This is a genomic window from Sedimentibacter acidaminivorans (assembly GCF_017873955.1).
Taxonomy (GTDB): domain Bacteria; phylum Bacillota; class Clostridia; order Tissierellales; family Sedimentibacteraceae; genus Sedimentibacter; species Sedimentibacter acidaminivorans.
The window spans coordinates 112,036-131,215 of record NZ_JAGGKS010000010.1 but is presented as its reverse complement, the minus strand read 5'-3'; the positions used below and the strand labels follow the sequence as shown (position 1 = coordinate 131,215).

Here is a 19,180-nt window from a genome sequence, read left to right as displayed (position 1 = left end):
TTCAATTACTAATAAACATAATAGGAAGTTCAAATTAACCGACAAGTTGGAATTTATCGTTCTGACTGCTCTGTCATTAATCCCCATCGGAAGCCAAATTTATCAACAAATACAACCATACTGGAGCTATACGTTGTGCTTTGCAATGGATATATTGTTGTGCTACCTTCTTTTAAAATATCATATGTTTGTTTCACTTCTTCTTTCGTATCAAATGTAACCGTTAATGATAAAGAAAAACTTGTAGTAAAAGGAACATCCATGTTATCACACATCATAATTCTTTGATTACCAAGATTAAGCTCAGCATGATAAATATATCTCTTTTCTTCATCAGATAATTCTTTATCGTAACCTTCTTTTTGGGCTTCTGAATATCTTAACATACAACCAATTTCAGCATTAAATGCTTTCTTATATAAATTAAGTGCCTCCTCACAGCATCCATTAAAGTTAAAGTTTGGTGTGATTAATACCATGCGTTAATCCTCCTCTTCCTTTCAAATTCCAATTTAACTGTGCGTTATTATAAATAATTTGTATTTCACATTTTTTGATAATGACTTCATATAAACATAACGCGAAGAATAAAAGACTGTACCTGAAAACTAATATGTATACTTCATCAGATATCTATCTAAGTTTTATCAGATTCTATAAATTCCTTCCGTTGATTTATACGTTCAATAAGTTCCCCCTCTTCATAGATAAAATCTTCAAATAATCTGTATCCAACAATATTACTCTCATCGTTAGCTAAATTTTCCCCATATTGGATATCATTTTGTCTCTCCATTTGATCTTCAATATATTTTTGCTCTGCATCATAACTATATTCTTTTTGTGAATCTTCAATTAATACCCCTTTTTTAGATCCGTTAATCATTCTAAAACAATTACCAATATGCTCAACTATCCCATCCCATAATTCGCCATATTGATAGAATTTCAAATATCCTTTTTTAAACACACTAGATACATATTCTGCATCAATAATCAAATTTCCTTCAATTCTATTGGCGGTAATTTCGTAAAATTTTGCATTGAAGTTGTAAACAGACTCATAATTAACTGTATAAAGAGGGGAATAAGAATTATTATAGAACGCACTAACATTTCCCTTCTCTATATGATTATTCTTAAATATTGCATCAATTAAAAGATTGTTATACATCATTTTCACATTTCCGTTAAATCTTCCATTTGACATTTCAGCAGTGAAAGCATACTTTTTTTCTAACGAATCAGGTAATATGTGTTTCTTATTTATTTTATCATAATTTATATAATCTTGTTTTAAAGTTATAAACAATGACAAAATTATAGATAGCATTTTTTCGTTAAATAATGTTATAATATCAATTCTCTCTAATTTAAACATGCTTGGACTATCAAAATAACATGGTAGCAAATTTTTTTTAAAAACATTTTCTATTAAATCTCTTTTTTCATTATCAGTTGAATTATTGATTGTTTCTACATCGATAAAAAAATCATAAATCAAATCTGTTTCTTCTAAGGAAAATTCATCTTGCAAATTGCCTAATATGCTTATCCATTCATTATGTAGTTTAATGCTATCATTACATCTAATTTTTTTATTCAACACATATTTTAAATATAGCAGTTTCATTTCATTTACTGAATGAATTATTTGATAATAAATAATAGCTGCATTGCTTTTTATAAGCTGCCTATCTCTTTTTTGTTCCAAATCCGACAATCTTTCAGATATATCATTACTTTTCTTAGATACTGTTAAAAGCAAATAACTTAAATATGCAGTAGCTAATACACCTATAAGTGAAACCCAGAGTTCCAAATATTCAGTAATTTTAAAGGTTCTTGAAGAATCTACAAAAATATGATTAAACTGAGTTGGAAAATACTGAGATATATTCAGCCCGATATCCAATGACATTAATAATATATTTATGCCAAAGAAACAAGCTATAAAGGAACCAATTATTATCATATATTTTTTCATACCTATCTCCTTGATTTCTAAAGATATTTTTCATAATATGTACATGATTTCCAATGTATCTATCTTTTAATAAATTTATTGTTATTGTAACATATTATATTATCTGAGCATAAAACAAGCTCGTATCATAACCAAATCAACACTAAACGGAACTTCCCATTATTGCTATAATCAATTAATACACCAATTAATATGAATATCCCATTATTAGCCAAATGAGATGTTTATATATCATCTTACTTATATTTAAGCTATCACGAATACTTAATTTATATTTTAACTCACAAGGTTCACTCCTCAATTATGCAAAATATTCATTTATCTTTGGATACTTCTTTTTATTTAATTTCACCCTGCTGATAATGAACTTCTTAAATTCTATAGCATCATAAATAGCTTCATCTACTTCTTTGAAAGATGGTATTTTACCCGTATGTGTCACTTTATTTCGCAATAAATATGTGTTCTTGTACCATTTACCAACTTCTGTGTCTACTTTTGTTATATCCCAACTTCCACCTATGTAGCTTGCTAATTTCTTTTTAATTATATTCATAAATGCAGTATTCTCTAACACTTCTTCTATTTCCACTTCCGTCTTGCCTTCGTCTATTAATAATTCTTTATATAGTATTCTAATTAACACCTCAACACTAGTTTGAGCAAGGTTAACAGCTTCCATATAGAATCCTTGTTTAAAGTTACGCCTTGCACTAAACATATGCTGTTCTCCTGCAACAAATGGATTCTTTTCCCAAACAACAATCCCTTGAAGCCTTTTAAAATTATATATTTCATCTTCTGTTAATGGATTCTTTTCATAAGGTACATTCATATGTAACATAAATAGACCCATATCATTTTCCCAAGTTTCCAAATTAGTTGTTCTAACCATAATTGTTGCAGGAAACATCTCTTTGGTTAAGTAATGACAATCTTCGTCTTTTTTGGAAACCATATAACTCAGTACTATTTTATTAAGCTGTTCTAATAGCAAATCAAAAAACTCATTATAATACTTTTCAGAATCCCCTAAAACAGTTTCATAGTCTAAATCTACTGCTCCCATCATTAATATTTTAGTTTTATGAATATTTAAAGTAGGAATATTTTTACCTAATGGATAACGATATGAGTCATTTGTAGTTATCATATCAAATCTAAAACTTAAGTAACCAAATTCCATTCCGCAAGTGAATGTTTGACTTATATACATAGGTATATGAAAAGGCAATACAATATCAAACTCAACAAATGTTTTTGGATAACATTTATCAATGTTATAAACTGGTAAAAAGTCCTTCTCATACACTTCTTTTGTAAGTATAAACGGTTCTTCACCCTTTTTATTCAAACAGCAATATTTATATTTCTTACCACTTCCACATGGACACGATTCATTTCTTCCTGTTTTCATAGTTGTCCCTCCATTAATCACCTGTTGTACACAAATCATCATTTATTTTTATCATTATAGTAATCAACAACCTTAGTGCATGAAGATAATTCGTATAATGTGTATTTTCATTATCATAACTTGCTGATGTACCATGTAAGTACTTATTTCTTAAATCGTGACCATTGATAAAAATGCTTTTGTTAAGGTAATAATCAATATAGTCTGACTCTTGTCTAGTTAACAATGTTTTTTCTGTAACTAATTTATCCTCTGTAATTAACTTTTCAATTTCCTTTTGCAAAACTTCCGGCAATTTAATTGGAACAATAACACCGTCTGTGTATATTCTATAATAGATAATTGTTCGATTTCTATTTACTAATAAAATTTCTCCATCATCAGCCTGTTTCACAAATCCATTCTCTATAAGCCATTCCAAAGAATGTTCTTGATAATCTTCTATATCCTTCCTATATAACTTATCCCTATCAAGCCTATCTATTAGTGTATCATATTGTTTGTCCCCATAATTAGGAAAATAAGTCATATCACTTTGGTCTGAAAACATAATGTTCCTTACAATTATAGCTTCTTCATTATCCTTATGTAAATAAGCATACCTGTTATTAGTTTTGCTAGGACATTCAGAAAATGGTAAAGGCTTGCTTTCCATCTCTACTAATTCTTCATCAATAACACCATCTTCAATATAAAATCTATATTTCTTAATTATACTCTCAATTGTTGGAAATATAGACTTGCACTTTTCAAAACTTGGATTACCTGTTGGTGGTAATTTTACATTGAATCCTTTTATTCTAAATTCCTCTTTAAGATATTCATTAAAGAACCATTCAATAACATCTTCTAAGTTTATGTTCTTATTCTTTAAGAACGAGTAATAAACATGTATTTGAAATAATGATAATGACTCCCTCAGATGAAAAACCTGACTTGTTTTATATTCTTTATTGTGACTAAATCCAAACCTTTCAAATATCCCAGCATACATTTCTTTATAGATAAAATTTGACACCATATTTATATCTACAAAATCAAAGATATAAATAAAATTATTTAAAATAGTTGGGTAATCTATATTCTCTTCCAGCCAACTTTTCTCAACTTCAGTACCCACTTTTTTAAGTGTAAAATGATGCTTTACAGTACCTTCTACGTTTTCTTTAAACTCAACAACTATTTCCGTTCCCCTTTTAGTCTCCCCCTTGAAAAGCTCACTTTCTAAACTTTCGCTTACTCGTTTTGCCTTCAATTTAGTTCTGGCATTCAATTTAAATTCAGCCGTATTTTGAACATTACTTAATAATCTTGTATAATTTAAGTTTGGTCTTTCAATATCAAGATAATCACTTATTATTTTCTCTTTATCAGCTAAAGTTAATGAAACAGGCAATTTAAACTTTTCTTTCTCTCTTAGATGGTTTATAAGGTACTTATCCAGAACCATATTGGTACTACCCTCAGGATTATCTAACATATAGGACCTAAGTACATTATCAAAATGATCGACTACTTTCTTATGTTTAAATATTTGCCATACAAAATGTTCTTGTTCATTAAGGACTTGCACCAATTCATTTTCATTTATACTTGATAATTTTCTTTCCCCAACTATTCCCCAATAAATTTCCTTATATCTAAAATCTACATCATTGTACTCTGCCAAAATATCTTGATGTGAACCAACGTATTTTCCTACAGAGGCATTAGCTATTTTATTCTTTCTCTGTAGCCATTCTTCCTTATCCACACCTAAATATTGAAGAAATAAACGGTCTTTAACATACTTATCTATTGTATATAATTCTAGTACCTCATTGATATTATCAATAATATGATTATTTTCTAGGCCTTCATAAACATCTTTTGCTTTTTTTAACATATTCCCCTTTAGTAAATCTGGCCCATCAAAATATTTAACACCTTTATATCTTTCTTTACTCATATCCTCCACTCTCTCCAACAAGTTTACCTATTTCTAATCGTCAAGTTACTCTTGTACAATTTTATATCTGTTTTAAAAATATGTAAAGTATGATACTTTCACAAAACCTCCCATGTCATTGAATAAAAAATATGATTCGATATAGCCTTTTTTCAATGATATAAATTGCTTACTATCATTAGAATTGTTCGAATTGGTCAAATAACTTGTTCTACTTTTACATTTCTGTCCTTACCAAAATGCATTACAAACTCATCTTTTGAAAATATATTTCTCTGTATAACTGTTTTGGAACTATTTGTGATACGGTTCATCGAATCATATTCTAAATCTCAATATATTATTACATTGTTAAACACTTTACTCTCTTCATTCAATCTTTATAGAAATTTTATTCTATATAACCAGCTTCACATTATTGCTACAATACGTACATTGACGAACTGCGGATTATTCGTCTACTTGCTATAATTAATTAATGCATAAACTAATATGAGATAGAATGATTAGAAACTCATACTTTAAGAAGAAAGCGAAATATTTCAATTTCAATTTATAATAATTTTACACAGAAAATTGCTAATTCTCAAATGAAATAATATCAGCGTATGTTCCATCATGGTATACAAAATCTGGACAAGATTTTATGATCTCATATTTACCATCTGTATATTCGTTAACAACGCTGTCCCAAAATCCAACCGACATAATATTATGCGGATGTCGTCCTATTTCCCACTTTCCACGAAACATGTCAAATACAAATTTTGCTGCATATCGGCCTACTCCTGCCCGACGATACTTATGCATAATAAAAAATTCAGAAATTGCATAATCATAATTCAAATGCACAGCAAAATCATCATCGATTAACACAAAACCTGCTAATATACCATTAACCTTAATGAAGAATGGAAAGTGATTTTCTTTATTCCAAAAATCAGAAAGATGATATTCAAATTCATATTCGCCCTGATCATTGACATCAAATTTATTATACTGTGACCACTCATAACAATACATTTTTAATAAATTATTTAATATTTGTTTCTCTTCCAAAGGTACTTTTACAACTTCTATATTCATAATTTTACTCCTAACCGTGATGATTATATCGTGTATTATATAAATAACCTTTATGCCATTATTTTCTACAATTGCTTCATAACTACATGCTCTTAATTTTATCAAGTTGTTTTTTTAGTCATTTATTTTCACCCTAATGATCATTATAATTATTATAAGGATATCATTTTGATTTCAACAAAATAAGTTTCAAACTCATTAACTAAATCTATTGCTCATTTGGAAAATAGAAAATCCTCGAAAATTTTTCTTAAAGGTGCTAATCTTTCTGCAACCGGTAATGCAATAGTTCCTGATTTTATCATTACATCTAATTTATCCAAAGTTACCCATTGTACTCCGACAGTTTCACCCTCTTGCATTGTCAACTTGGAAGTTTTGCAATTTTTTCTGAGTATGTAAGTATCAACAAAATCTGTTTTCTCTTTTTTCGTACCTAGAAAGACTAAATCATTTTTATTAGCAATTATTCCCGTTTCCTCATACAATTCTCTTATTGCTCCTGCCTTACTTGTTTCTCCAGCTAAGACAGAACAACCAGTATTCTCCCAAAAATTTGGATAGTCTTTCTTATCTGGATGTCGTAATGTCAACAATATTTCATTATTGGTATTAACAGTCCAAATATCTACAACAATATGGTATTCATCAATTATCATTTTATCTTGTCTATTGTGAGTTTTATTTAGAGATTGTCTTTTTTCATCAAATAAATCCCATTCTTCCATTTATTATTTACCTCCATTAAATATAAATATTTTTTACTTTGCATAACTAGTTTAATACAAAATTTAAGTTTCTCATAATTAAATATTCAATTATTGGTAACAATCTCAATAAAAGGAGTTTCATCAATATGCAATCTAACAAAACTTGTCTTATTTTAGAACAATATCTAAATTATTTAACTATTATTAAAGGTCGAAGTAACAACACTATTCTTGAATACAGAATCGATTTACTCTACTTTTTTAAATTTATAAGTGAGAAACGAAGAATACTACAAGTTAACTTTGATTTTAGTTATATTGACTTAACATTTATTAAATCGATTTCTATCAATGACATGTATTCTTTTATCTCTTATTGCCAAACCAATTTAAAATCTTCCGCAGGAACAAGGACTAGGAAAATAGTGTCCATAAGACAATTTTGGAAATATCTAAATTCAAAAGCTCATTTGCTAGATAGCAATATAGCTGAAGAACTTGAAACCCCTAAACTTCCTAAACGAATTCCAAAATATCTAACACTCGAAGAATCTGTTCGTTTACTTATAGAATGCAAATCTAATTCTCGTGATAATTGTATTATTACTATTTTCCTAAATTGTGCTCTTCGTTTGTCTGAACTTGCTAATCTAAATATTAACCAAGTTAATACAAATATTCTTTCAGTAATTGGAAAAGGCAATAAAGAACGTAAAATATTTTTGACACCTGCAGCACAAAAGTCTTTAGCTACTTGGCTTCAAATTCGCAACACTATGGATGTGCCAACTAATGCTCTTTTTATATCCAGAAATAAACAACGCCTAACTACACGTTCCATTCAAAATGTCATAAAAAAATATGTTATCAAAGCTGGATTAAATCCAGAAAATATTTCTACCCATAAATTACGACATACATCTGCAACTTTAATGTACAAATATGGACATGTTGATATTCGTTCGCTACAACAAATTCTTGGTCATGAAAGTATTGCCACAACAGAAATCTATACTCATGTTGACGATACATTATTGCAATCTGCTGTGAATTCCAATCCACTTGCTTTAATGTTTAATTAGTTTTATGGCAAGCACAAAGCTTGCCATATTCTAAACATAATAGGATATTCAAATGATCGAAAAATTAGAATTTATCATTCAATTAATTTGTTTTTTTAAAGTTTCTTATAGTATATTCTTGCCTCATCATTCCAATAGTCTTTACGCGTCTCCATATAGGTGTACCCATATTTCTCATATAACTCCGTATGGTCTGTTCCAAGATATGCAATTGAATAACCCTCTGATTTTGCTTCTTCTTCAACATACTTTAAAAGCTTTTCGCTATATCGATTACCTCTATAATCAGGATAAGTAAATAAAAACCCAAACCATGGAAATATACTTTTATCACGAATGCAATCCTGGCAAGTAAGCGTTACAAATGAAACTATCATTTCCCCATCAACTAGCAGAAATAGCTTTCCGTCTCTTCCCAACAGCTCATCAAATTTTTGCATATCATTCAATAATTTAAGCAGGAATTTTGCTGCTCCCCAATCAGCAAGTGCAATCTGCCCCTTCCAATGCTCTTTATTCTCGTTCGAAAAATATTCAATAACTTCCACTTTCTCTACCCCCACAAATTCTGATTTATCTGTATTATTACTTATTAATACCATTACTGTAATAAACATAATGTGAAGTAACACTAACTTCTCATTTTACTCATTTTTAGCACCAGCACTCTTCCTGTCTATTTTTGTGCCACTGCACATATAGTTTTTGATATATCTGAGAGCTCTTTACCACAAACATCATCATAAAATGTTGTCTTTTCAAAACCAGCCGACTTTATCTCATCCGAAAGAGACTTCATAGTAAATAACTTATTCCATATATTATAACAGTCACAATTATCTTCCGTTATAATTACATACTGCTCAAGATAATTTTCCGTTTCAATATAATGATAATTACGTTGTATACACACATGCGGTTTCGAGCACCAGAAACCAGCATCTGTATAATATAAATCCTGTTTTTCGGGTACATCAGAAAGTTGATTCTTTGTAAATCCATCTAATATTAAAATGCCATCTTGTTTTAATGCATTCATAATTCTGTTTAAAAGAACTTTTCTTTCATTTGGAGATAACACTCCGAAATCACAGTAAATCAATGTTATCAAATCAAATTCGTTACGATATTCAATATCTAAATAATTTTCATATATGTAATCTATGTTTTTTTCATTCAAATAAGCATTTCTATTTGCATATTCTATTGATCTTTTTGAAAAGTCAATTCCTGTAACCTGGAATCCTAATTGTGCAAACAATTCAGCATAAATTCCAGGACCACACCCTAAGTCTAACAATTTTTTTCCTGATGTTTTTTTAAACATAGATCTAATCCATTCAACAGACTTTTTTATGAAATCCAATTGCCTAGAAGCAGCTTCTATATTCGGATTCAAGTGTGCATCTAACATATATTTAGAAATATTTTCATCATCCCAAAATGGAGCCGTGCTTGGCTCGTATAGTTGAGGCTTATCTTTCAAATAATTTAAAATATTCTCATACATAGTTATTCCTCCCATTTGAACATTTTTTGATTGTATATACTCATTCTTTTATTGTGTCCCATTATATGGATAAATAAAATCTCAGTTGATTTGCATTTTAAACATAATTGGTAATTGACTATCTTTACTTCAAATATTGCAAGGCAAGCGAAATTAACGACAAACATCTATTAAAAAAATAGTCATAGTGACGGCTATCTGTTACTTTCACTTGAATATCATTATAATGTCTAATGTGGTAGTTGTTTCCAATATTTCCTAATTCACTAAATTCTTTTTCAAAGATCTTAGAAACCTTCTCATTTTGTGATGCTAAAATATCTGAAACTTTTTGATCAGCTTGCTTCTTAGCACTATCTTTAAAATAAGTTTTAAGATTTTCCAAAGCATCCCAAATTTTTTCCACAGCCATCTTGTTCGCATTATGGTATGGAGAACGGTACAAAGAAACAGCTTCATTCAAAAGGTCTTGTAAGTTCTTTTCCTTAAGCTCCATAACCTGTGCTTCTATCTCGGGTGTTAGAGGGCTATTTTCTACAACACGTTCTATAATTTTTTCATCTGTTAATTCATAAAGTAATCCTGATTCAACGAATATTTGATTTATTTCATTCCTGAAATCTGTAAATATATTAAATGTTTCTAAGCAATCGATGTTGCGAAAATTTCTATAACGCTCGTTATTCCAATATTCAGAAATATCCTGGATGTTTTGAGCAAAAAATTCAATATAATCTAATAGAGAATATTGATCATATTCATCATCATACTGTGGCACACAAATTCTATTATATTCATCTTGAAATAATGATGGTATTTTAACTTTAATTCTGGTTATAAAACCTTGTTCATTGAAAGCGATATAGTCACTATCTGTAAAATCATGATGACAACTCATAGTGAAAATATGAGTTAAATTTTTTTTATACTTTTCACAGCAATCAAAGAGTAGGGCATACATATCTCTACTCATAAAATAAGTTTTTTCAAGTGGCTTTCTCATGCCATGCCTTTCGGTATATAGACTCATATAGTATACATCCTCCTGTGAATTTATATTTTATAATTTAATTGCATTACTTTAAAAGCTGCTTCTTTTAGTTCGTCTAAGTTTTTATAACGCCTATTTTTATCAGAATCTGTTCCTTTTTGCATAAACACTCGTATTGATTCATCTTTTATATTACTAAAGTTGGTTTTTCCAGTGATTATATAAACAATCAAGAGTGTTAATGCGTAAATTTCATGCTCAATCTTGTAATTTTTAAACCCTTCTATTTTTAAAGCTGGATCATTTAAACTACCTTTAAACTCTGTATTGTCAGAAGTTAATTCGCTCTCTTTTATTTTCACAAGCCCAAAATCAGAAATTTTCACAACTAAAACATTTTCATACGTCTTTATCAATACATTTTTCGAGCTCACATCTCTATGAAAGAAACCTTTTGAATGTATGTATCGATAAGCATTTAGTAATTGAGAAACAATGCTTTTTCGGCTTTGAATTGTCAAAGTTGAATTATTTTCTTCTATGAATTTTGAAAGAGTGCAATCAAGAAACTCCATGATATATTCATTTGTTTCTTCCTTGAAAGAATAGACTTCTACAATATATGGAGAATTTAAACTTTTCATTTGTTCAAACTCACGCTTAAAGCGTTCTAATTCTTTCTCATTTAAATCTTTCTTAGCGCGCTTTAAAGCAAAAGTTTTATTATAAAATGGATCTTTGTATTTAAAAACTTGTGCATAAGAACCTTCGCCAATAAGTTTTAATGTAGAATAAAGTTTGTCTGAAAGATTTTGAATTTCAATATGATCTATTTCTTTTGCTAAAAACACTTCTCTGCCAGATATATGCGTACTTTCGAATAACTCATAACCATCAGGTCTAAGTATTTCATTAAATTTTTCAAGATATAGTTTCCATTTAGAACTTTCAATTCTTACAGCTGGATGCAACATCTCACTAATAAAATTTAATAGTGGCTGATCATTTCCATTTATAAGTTTAAAGCGTCTATCGCTAAAAAACCAATAAGGTTCCCAGTCATCGTTATTCACGGTATGTTGCCATATATCACCACTCGCATTTTTAAATCTACTATCAGTTGATGGCATACTATCAAGATCATACAAACGTGATAAAAAATCTATTTCAGATAGTCGACCGCAAAAAGGCATTTTTACTTCCATCGTAACTTCTTTTTCAAGTGTTTCTTTATAATCAGGGTGGTAATAAGGTTCATAATATGTATGCGTAAACCCATCCTTAATTATATCGATTAAATCTCTACGAGTTACTTCTGTTAGCTTATTCAAATATTAATCCCTCCTAAAACCCGTTATGAGAAAAGACAGATATATTTGTCTTTAGCTTTTAGTTGATTATTGGCACAATAACTCACAGTTAAGCTTAGAAAAATCTTACTGTAGTACTTTTTTTGTAATCACATAATAATTTCACAAAAACTTTTAAATACAAGCTTACACAAATACACTATATAGTAATTTCTTTATATTCTTGAGAACAAGCTTCCCATTATTGCTATAATGTGCTTGTACAAATTATAAACATAATGAGATATTCAAATAATCGACAAATTGGAATTTGTCGATTAAACGCATTATGGATTTTTAATTTTGTTTTTAATCATTTCCCATGTAATTAATTCCTTGATTTTTTTGTGTGCTTCTGAACGCTTATTATTGTCACAAAGTTTTTCAGCTTCTCGCTTAGCCTCTGTTATATTGCAGCCAGCAGCTTCTGCCATCCAAAGTAATAGTTCTGGACATATAAAACCTCCCTTTCGCCAATTGAAGTCCCAACAATTAGCTTCTGCATCTAAGTCTAGTTTTTTCTGTTCTATTTTTTGACCATAATATGATTTTAACAAATGCCATTGCTGATTTGGTTCCGCTAGAGACTTATCAACTTTTATACCTAAACCGTTAGCATATTTTATATATCCCCCACCCGATTGTTGATATTTCTTTACAAATTCATCTGACAACTCATAGTGAATAGCTTTATTTTTGTAAAATTCTATTACTTCTCTATTTGTCATATTCTCACCTCTATAGTTATATTACAAATTCCTGTTTATCTGTTTATTTATTAGTACTTTACTTATTAAACATAATGGGATGTTCAGCGTTTCTCAGAAGTGCAAGATTATATGGATAATGCGATTCTAAATATTTGGGGCAAACATAATATAGTAGTATGGATTTTTATCCCTATCATATGCTATATTATACATTTCAAAAACTAAATCACCATTATGCTTAGGGTTTGCAAGGTCAGATTGCAAACGTAATTGTCGTTTAACAGGATTTTCATATGTTGTGTACTTTTGCTTCCAGACTGTTTCAAATTGTCTTGTGATATAACTTTTTACATTAGTAGGTAGAGTATTAACATTTATTGACCTATCTGTAACAATACTGATTTCTCCTCTGTAATAGTCAGAAATAGGAATATCATGCTTAGTTAAAACATCAAAAGCAACTGATATTGCTAAAATAGTGAGCTCTTGTGGATATGATGGTAGTCCAATAGATGAATAAGAAAAAAAGTCAACATTAGCCTTTTCCTTTAAATTATTTGCTACATAGAAATAAACCATTGTAATAAAAACATTGAATTGATTTTTGAGCTGCAAATTGAACATTAATCCGTCAAGAGAGAATGCCGTGTCTTCGGTAATAGAATTTGCTAATCGAATGAACAGTTTTACAACGTCTATTTCAAAATCATCCGGAATAAGAGATCTATCCATTATAGTTCGGAATTTATGAATATATTGTTCGCAATCCACTGTTCCTAATAATCGGTTCAAACTATTAATTTCGTGCATCGATACTACTTTTCGTGAACGCTTATGATTAAAAAAGTCATCTATTGATAATCTTGTTTTCTTTTTAAAAACAAGGTCATTGAATTGGTTTAAAATTTTATAATAAGCTGTCGGGACGTCATCATCTGGGTATATCCCTTGTGGATTCACAATTTGAATATTATATTTTTCACATTCTTTTTGCAAATCATCATTAAGCTCCCATGCAATCATATAGGAAGTGGGGATTTTGCCAAATACATTTTTCAATCGTCTAAAGAAAAGTTTTAAATTTATATCTCTAAAACTATATCCAATGAATAACAAGCTTCGACCTAAAACATCAGCTTTTAACTTTGTATCAATAAAATTATCTTTATCATCAATTCTATCAAGGTATTCATCTTCACCAAATATCACAGATTCAGGAACACTGTAATCACCATGATACTTGATATATAAACCTTCGCCTATTTTTGCAGAAATCAAATCCTCTATAGTAATAATTGATTTATACTCGAAGCCATGTTTTTCACAACACTTTTCCATGATATTATCTTGGTTGGTGGTATAAATAGTACCAATTCCCATTGATATAATTGCCAGATAAATATATCCTTTGTCATCATCAAAATTATCACTTGAAAGTTTAGAGTTTAAAATTTTACAAAACTCGTCTTTTCCATAAGCATCTATGAAACGTTGAGCTATCTTCATATTGCCAATATCAGATATGTTGTATTGAGTAGCAATTTCATTCATTAGTGAATCCCAATCGCAATTCAACATTTGCTTAGAGCATCCAGCTCCTAAAAATGGAATAATACGATTTTTACTACATAAATCACTAATTTTCTCTATGAGGTCCAAACTATCCATATGTTATATTCTCCTTATTGTAATTTCGTAATGATTTCGTATCTCGTTAATGGTTGGATGAAATGTGGTTTATCTATAATGAACTGACAGTTACAAGACACAAACTTCGCATTATAGCAATAACCAATCCTCCTGCCAATTGCTCATTATTGCTATAATCAATTAATACACAGATTAAACATAATGGGAAGTTCAATTAATTCGCAATATTTGAAGATTACGCATCACACAATTAATTCACCTAATGCTTATTTTGAACGTAGACGCACAATTTCATTTTTAATCTTTTCTTTCAATTCTTTTCTCTGCTCATCATTCGGTCTTGTAGATTCATCAAACAATTCCGCATTTGACAATTGATATACCGAGCTAATTATAGGAGTATCACCTTTTACTCTCGGATATAAATGCCAATGAATATGAGGACATCCATTTCCAAGTAGTTCATAGTTCATCTTATCAGGCTTAAATATATTGGAAACAGCCTCTGCTACTATAGACATTTCTTCAAGATGTTTAATTTTAAAAGAATGTTCTAAGTTGTGTAATTCAGGACCATGCTCTTTACAATTGAAAACGGTATAGCCCTTGAATCTCTGAAACCATCCTAAAACTACATATCCTGTTTCAAGTTCCATAATAAAATATGGGTCATCTTTAATGCTTTTATGCATTTCACACATTTTACAGATCATTCTATAACCTCCAACACAAAATATTAATTATCTCCAGTTCGCATTTATCTACAATTCCGAATTTAATTTATCACAATTATATTCAATCTACATGATAATTACTACCATAATTTGTAATTAGTATTGAACATGTAATTAAATAATATTTCAACAATGTTTTATTTCTCTTTATAAACATAATGTGAAGTTAGCCCCCACAAATTACAATTTACTTATATGTATTATTTTTTTCACAATTAACAATTATTGCACAATGATCAGTAAAAGCCAAAGTTCGCATATCAATAGTGATTTCAGTTAAATCAATTTCTTTTCCCAATATATAGTCTATATGTGTATTGCCGACGAACGTTCTAATATTATTATTTGCTTTTTGTTTAGTTCCTTTATAATCTATATAATATGCCTTATCTTCTTTTAATCCCTGTTCCCATAAGTTTGAATATTTTTTTTGCTTTGTCAACTCTTTTAATATTGTATAATTTATAGATTCTGGTTTTTTGTAACTTGCATTGAAATCACCACAAATAATATCATATTTGCTTTCTCCAATTTTTGATATAAAATTCTCTACCTTTTCCTTATTCTTATTTGTCTCTGCAGGTATATGAACTCCAAGCACAGAAAAAGCTTTATTTACGTTTTGAGTTGTTTCGATTGCAACATAGCAACGGTCATATTCCCGTAGATTCTTTGCATTAATTCGATTCCATATCTTGTCTTTACAAAAAGCCATCGTAATAAAATACCTTGCGTCAGTTTCTTCTTCAAAGTTGTTTGGCATAATTGGATTATGGTAAATATTTTTATTTTTGTTGGGTCTACATTCTGAATAATTGCAACGTCTGGTTCATATTCGTCTAAAAAGCAATTAAGACTATTATCTATTTGTAAATTAAACATTTTCATATTTAAAGTTAGTAATCGCATTCTTTTTGAGCCCTCCAAATTCAAATTGACCCATTTAATCTTACTTACTCTATTTCATAAATATAATGGAAACCTCACTATCTATATGTAGCACTAGACTTTTTTATCTCAATAGAGTTTGAATCATACCCATTGCTTGGGCATGAAAGTATTGCCACAACCGAAATTTATACGCATGTTGATGAGGGGCAACTACAGGCTGCTGTAAATTTCAATCCTTTAGCTATGATGTTCAGTTGAACATTATGGCTTTCTAAACGTAATGTAAAATTCCATTAATTTTCCTTTTGGAGCTTAATTCATAATATTTTTTTGCTTAACGTTGCCATTGACAACCTCATTTACATTTTGACCAGTAAATATTTGAAATGGCAGTCCGCTCACATCAATGATGGCGGAATGCAAAGAGACCTCAACACCCAATTTGTCATTATTATTTATAATCCTATAGTTAAACAAAGAGTTAGAACTTCCTTTCGCCTGTTTGATAATAGAGTATATTTCATTCTCGTTTGAAACTGTTGGTAATACTCCGAGAACAAGAGCCAATTCACTTAGCAATTCCTTTTTTACAGCAAAACTCTCATCCACATTTTTTGTTAATGCAGCATATTTCAATGAATTAATCACATCTTCATATTTACTACAAATAAGTTCATTACCTTTTGTTTGGATTTCACCTATTTCATCAGCCGCCGCTGATGGCTTTTCGCTATAAGCGGTATTAGGTGCATACAAATAATAGCTTTCGATGGCTCCTTTTTTAAGAACGAAACATCCAACAGTTTCAAGAATTGAAAAAAGAGAATTTAATCTTGTTTTCAAACTCATCCATGCTGTGGCATCAGGCCAATTTTGTAATACATTATCATCAAAGCTGAATAATTGAGCTACTAGTGCTCTTCGAATATCTATGTCTTCATCCTCTTTATCATCCTTATTTATCCAATATGGATGTGTTTCATAAACAGCCTTCATATCATCCTTATGTGATTGTACTAATTCTGAGATTTTCGTCTTGATACTTCTAATCATCTCAGAAATATTATCGTTACCACATTCGTTTGCTAGCTTTATTGTGTCAGGTAATTGTGAAAATAAGTCTACAATACTATTATCATCGGTGAATCCGTCTAAATCAGTCAAAACAGCAACTTCTTTTCCAATTAATCTAAAAAGTTTTGTAACCACAGGAAATTGGCCCTTTCCATCAACTGGAATAATTTGTGAACCTGCTGCATCAATATTGAGGTCCAACTTGTTCGAAAGAAATCGGCAAATAATTAAATCGCTTGCTCCCTCAATTAAGAGCACTTTCTTGGCAAAGAACCCAGTTTTATAAACTTGACTCATTCTCATAAAAAAGTCTTTTAGTTTTCGATTTTCCAATTCAGGCATTTCTGGTGCTATTTGTATTGGGACTTCTTTTTCAGTAAAAAAGACCAAGTTACTTAAATCTTTAATTGAATTAAATGATATCATTTCTGTTGAATGAGTCGAAATAATAATAACTTTTCCATAACTGGCAACCGCTTTTTGAATTTCACGTAATAAATACGACTGAAGTTGTGGATGCAAAGAAACCTCTGGTTCATCAATCATTAATACTTGAACATCTTCATCAAATAAAGCAGCCAAAATTGAAATAATATTAACAAGTCCACTTGCCTCAGCTACAACTGAATACTCTTCCTCAAAATCTGTCTTTCCAAAAAATACTTTCATATTCCCTGCATCCCAGCGTATGTAAATTTGTCTGTTAAATAACACTGAGAGACGCTCTGCAACCTTAATATATACATCCTTTCTATCATCCATTGTAAAAAAGTCTCCATTAACAGTTTCAATCTCATGTCTAGCTTGTCTCGCACCTATATCACCAACATTATATTGATCTTCTGAATATGAATATTGATTAATCTTCGACCTAAACTGTTCCATTGTCCCGATTCGATTCGAAGATAAATATCTCACCTTATTACTACCTATATTCGTTTTAAGGTAACTTCTCAGTGCTTTTAAAGTTTGCGTTTTTCCTGATGCATTTGCACCTACGAAAGTTGTAAGTCCAGAATATAATGTTATTCCAACTTGTTGCTCTCCAAAAACTTTTTCCACTTTCAAATTACATTTATACGGATAATCCATCCCAATCCTCCTCATTTCATAAGTTACAAAATATCTTAATATCTGCGTAGTCCATAATTGCACTTTTATAATGAAGGGTATTTTCCTTTCATTATTGTTTATAATGCAGCTTAACTAAATTACTAAATTAATAAACTACTATTTATTATTACTTTGAACTTCCCATAATTGCTACAATACGTACAGTAACGAACTGCTAATTATTAGCCAAATGGGCACTTCCCACTATTTCAAAATCTTAATACCTTCTACTAAACATTTCCATTATACTCCAATACAATAAATATTTCTACAAAAATATATATTTTTTGCTAAATTTTACTATAATTTATTTTATATTAGTATATTGATAATATTTTTTTTCTTTCAGCAACTCATATATTATTATTTATCGATAAAGTTAATTGGTATTAATCTCTAGGAGAATTTTGCTAGCATATAAAAAAAGCATTCGAGTTTTTGCTTACTCGAATGCTAAATTGAAGTTACATTTGTATAACCTTATGTAAAAATTATTTACACAGTCAATTATTAGAATCATATTCTTTTTTTAATTGAAATCTTTCATGTTAAAATTCAATAAATTTAGCTGTTATACCTTCTAATCCTGTAATATCTTTGTATAAGGAATCAATTTCATCCTCTTTGCCTTTAAGTTGGAGCAATATAATTCCATCCACACTACATTTGTCACCTTCTCCACTCTCATGAAACCCGACTCTTGTCATAATTAAGCATCCGTATTTTGTAAGTATTTCCTGAAGGTGTGGAGCTTTTGAATTTCTTCCATTTACTTTTATTGCCATTAATCTGTTCATAATCTATTTCTCCTGTTTACAATTTTGAATTATAGCATAATTATTCGCTAAAATCTTAGTTATTATTCATATGCAAAATATGTGTCACTTGAATGGTTAATATATTAAATCTCATTTATTATTTTATCATC

At 29.5% G+C, this 19,180-nt stretch carries 17 protein-coding genes and 1 pseudogene; 2 read left to right on the top strand and 16 right to left on the bottom strand.

Annotated features, from left to right (window positions below; genetic code table 11):
- Window positions 1–53: 53 nt before the first annotated feature.
- The 6 genes from J2Z76_RS15110 to J2Z76_RS15085 form a co-directional block, all read right to left on the bottom strand.
- On the bottom strand, window positions 54–479 hold the full coding sequence (locus J2Z76_RS15110) for a VOC family protein (RefSeq protein ID WP_209512893.1): 426 nt from the start codon (window positions 477–479) through the stop codon (window positions 54–56).
- A gap of 158 nt (window positions 480–637) precedes the next feature.
- On the bottom strand, window positions 638–1,987 hold the full coding sequence (locus J2Z76_RS15105) for a hypothetical protein (RefSeq protein ID WP_209512892.1): 1,350 nt from the start codon (window positions 1,985–1,987) through the stop codon (window positions 638–640).
- Between the two features lie 301 nt (window positions 1,988–2,288).
- Entirely contained in the window at window positions 2,289–3,404 is a 1,116-nt protein-coding gene (locus J2Z76_RS16740; protein ID WP_245210486.1) for a YecA family protein, read from the bottom strand.
- Between the two features lie 13 nt (window positions 3,405–3,417).
- Window positions 3,418–5,352, bottom strand: coding sequence for a hypothetical protein (locus tag J2Z76_RS15095; protein WP_209512891.1), 1,935 nt, complete (start codon window positions 5,350–5,352; stop codon window positions 3,418–3,420).
- Between the two features lie 579 nt (window positions 5,353–5,931).
- Complete coding sequence (locus tag J2Z76_RS15090) at window positions 5,932–6,438, bottom strand: GNAT family N-acetyltransferase (RefSeq protein ID WP_209512890.1); 507 nt, start codon at window positions 6,436–6,438, stop codon at window positions 5,932–5,934.
- A 215-nt stretch (window positions 6,439–6,653) separates the two neighbouring features.
- Window positions 6,654–7,166, bottom strand: a complete 513-nt coding sequence (locus tag J2Z76_RS15085) for an NUDIX hydrolase (RefSeq protein ID WP_209512889.1) — start codon at window positions 7,164–7,166, stop codon at window positions 6,654–6,656.
- Window positions 7,167–7,294: 128 nt separating this feature from the next.
- Here J2Z76_RS15085 and J2Z76_RS15080 point away from each other — a divergent pair, with 128 nt between their 5' ends.
- The gene (locus tag J2Z76_RS15080) at window positions 7,295–8,230 is read left to right on the top strand and encodes a tyrosine recombinase XerC (protein ID WP_209512888.1); all 936 of its coding nucleotides are present in this window, start codon (window positions 7,295–7,297) and stop codon (window positions 8,228–8,230) included.
- A gap of 95 nt (window positions 8,231–8,325) precedes the next feature.
- Here J2Z76_RS15080 and J2Z76_RS15075 read toward each other — a convergent pair whose 3' ends face one another.
- From J2Z76_RS15075 to J2Z76_RS15040, 8 genes are all read right to left on the bottom strand, one after another.
- Window positions 8,326–8,847, bottom strand: coding sequence for a GNAT family N-acetyltransferase (locus J2Z76_RS15075; protein ID WP_209512887.1), 522 nt, complete (start codon window positions 8,845–8,847; stop codon window positions 8,326–8,328).
- 59 nt (window positions 8,848–8,906) lie between these two features.
- Window positions 8,907–9,740, bottom strand: a complete 834-nt coding sequence (locus tag J2Z76_RS15070) for a class I SAM-dependent methyltransferase (protein ID WP_209512886.1) — start codon at window positions 9,738–9,740, stop codon at window positions 8,907–8,909.
- 124 nt (window positions 9,741–9,864) lie between these two features.
- Window positions 9,865–10,770: an AbiJ-NTD4 domain-containing protein gene (locus J2Z76_RS15065; RefSeq protein WP_209512885.1), complete on the bottom strand. Its 906-nt coding sequence runs from the start codon at window positions 10,768–10,770 to the stop codon at window positions 9,865–9,867.
- Window positions 10,771–10,793: 23 nt separating this feature from the next.
- Window positions 10,794–12,062, bottom strand: coding sequence for an AbiJ-related protein (locus J2Z76_RS15060; RefSeq protein WP_209512884.1), 1,269 nt, complete (start codon window positions 12,060–12,062; stop codon window positions 10,794–10,796).
- 305 nt (window positions 12,063–12,367) lie between these two features.
- On the bottom strand, window positions 12,368–12,808 hold the full coding sequence (locus tag J2Z76_RS15055) for a hypothetical protein (protein WP_209512883.1): 441 nt from the start codon (window positions 12,806–12,808) through the stop codon (window positions 12,368–12,370).
- A gap of 126 nt (window positions 12,809–12,934) precedes the next feature.
- Window positions 12,935–14,458, bottom strand: a complete 1,524-nt coding sequence (locus J2Z76_RS15050; protein WP_209512882.1) for an SIR2 family NAD-dependent protein deacylase — start codon at window positions 14,456–14,458, stop codon at window positions 12,935–12,937.
- 248 nt (window positions 14,459–14,706) lie between these two features.
- Entirely contained in the window at window positions 14,707–15,153 is a 447-nt protein-coding gene (locus J2Z76_RS15045) for an HIT family protein (protein WP_209512881.1), read from the bottom strand.
- 208 nt (window positions 15,154–15,361) lie between these two features.
- On the bottom strand, window positions 15,362–15,937 hold the full coding sequence (locus J2Z76_RS15040) for a basic helix-loop-helix domain-containing protein (protein WP_209512880.1): 576 nt from the start codon (window positions 15,935–15,937) through the stop codon (window positions 15,362–15,364).
- A 278-nt stretch (window positions 15,938–16,215) separates the two neighbouring features.
- On the opposite strand from J2Z76_RS15040, the pseudogene J2Z76_RS17025 reads away from it, so the two are divergent.
- A pseudogene (locus tag J2Z76_RS17025) lies at window positions 16,216–16,323 on the top strand (tyrosine-type recombinase/integrase); the annotation flags it as partial.
- A 54-nt stretch (window positions 16,324–16,377) separates the two neighbouring features.
- Here the strand turns inward: J2Z76_RS17025 and J2Z76_RS15035 are convergent.
- Window positions 16,378–18,231, bottom strand: a complete 1,854-nt coding sequence (locus J2Z76_RS15035; protein ID WP_209512879.1) for an ATP-dependent nuclease — start codon at window positions 18,229–18,231, stop codon at window positions 16,378–16,380.
- A gap of 569 nt (window positions 18,232–18,800) precedes the next feature.
- Window positions 18,801–19,049 carry a CPF_0552 family protein gene (locus J2Z76_RS15030; protein ID WP_209512878.1) on the bottom strand — a complete coding sequence of 83 codons (249 nt, stop codon included), beginning with the start codon at window positions 19,047–19,049 and terminating at the stop codon, window positions 18,801–18,803.
- Window positions 19,050–19,180 lie beyond the last annotated feature (131 nt).

Bases quoted from the DNA above. Each gene is read 5' to 3' on its own strand.
- J2Z76_RS15110 (WP_209512893.1), bottom strand. From the start codon at position 479: ATGGTATTAATCACACCAAACTTTAACTTTAATGGATGCTGTGAGGAG.
- J2Z76_RS15105 (WP_209512892.1), bottom strand. From the start codon at position 1,987: ATGAAAAAATATATGATAATAATTGGTTCCTTTATAGCTTGTTTCTTT.
- J2Z76_RS16740 (WP_245210486.1), bottom strand. From the start codon at position 3,404: ATGAAAACAGGAAGAAATGAATCGTGTCCATGTGGAAGTGGTAAGAAA.
- J2Z76_RS15095 (WP_209512891.1), bottom strand. From the start codon at position 5,352: ATGAGTAAAGAAAGATATAAAGGTGTTAAATATTTTGATGGGCCAGAT.
- J2Z76_RS15090 (WP_209512890.1), bottom strand. From the start codon at position 6,438: ATGAATATAGAAGTTGTAAAAGTACCTTTGGAAGAGAAACAAATATTA.
- J2Z76_RS15085 (WP_209512889.1), bottom strand. From the start codon at position 7,166: ATGGAAGAATGGGATTTATTTGATGAAAAAAGACAATCTCTAAATAAA.
- J2Z76_RS15080 (WP_209512888.1), top strand. From the start codon at position 7,295: ATGCAATCTAACAAAACTTGTCTTATTTTAGAACAATATCTAAATTAT.
- J2Z76_RS15075 (WP_209512887.1), bottom strand. From the start codon at position 8,847: ATGTTTATTACAGTAATGGTATTAATAAGTAATAATACAGATAAATCA.
- J2Z76_RS15070 (WP_209512886.1), bottom strand. From the start codon at position 9,740: ATGTATGAGAATATTTTAAATTATTTGAAAGATAAGCCTCAACTATAC.
- J2Z76_RS15065 (WP_209512885.1), bottom strand. From the start codon at position 10,770: ATGAGTCTATATACCGAAAGGCATGGCATGAGAAAGCCACTTGAAAAA.
- J2Z76_RS15055 (WP_209512883.1), bottom strand. From the start codon at position 12,808: ATGACAAATAGAGAAGTAATAGAATTTTACAAAAATAAAGCTATTCAC.
- J2Z76_RS15050 (WP_209512882.1), bottom strand. From the start codon at position 14,458: ATGGATAGTTTGGACCTCATAGAGAAAATTAGTGATTTATGTAGTAAA.
- J2Z76_RS15045 (WP_209512881.1), bottom strand. From the start codon at position 15,153: ATGATCTGTAAAATGTGTGAAATGCATAAAAGCATTAAAGATGACCCA.
- J2Z76_RS15040 (WP_209512880.1), bottom strand. From the start codon at position 15,937: ATGCCAAACAACTTTGAAGAAGAAACTGACGCAAGGTATTTTATTACG.
- J2Z76_RS15035 (WP_209512879.1), bottom strand. From the start codon at position 18,231: ATGGATTATCCGTATAAATGTAATTTGAAAGTGGAAAAAGTTTTTGGA.
- J2Z76_RS15030 (WP_209512878.1), bottom strand. From the start codon at position 19,049: ATGAACAGATTAATGGCAATAAAAGTAAATGGAAGAAATTCAAAAGCT.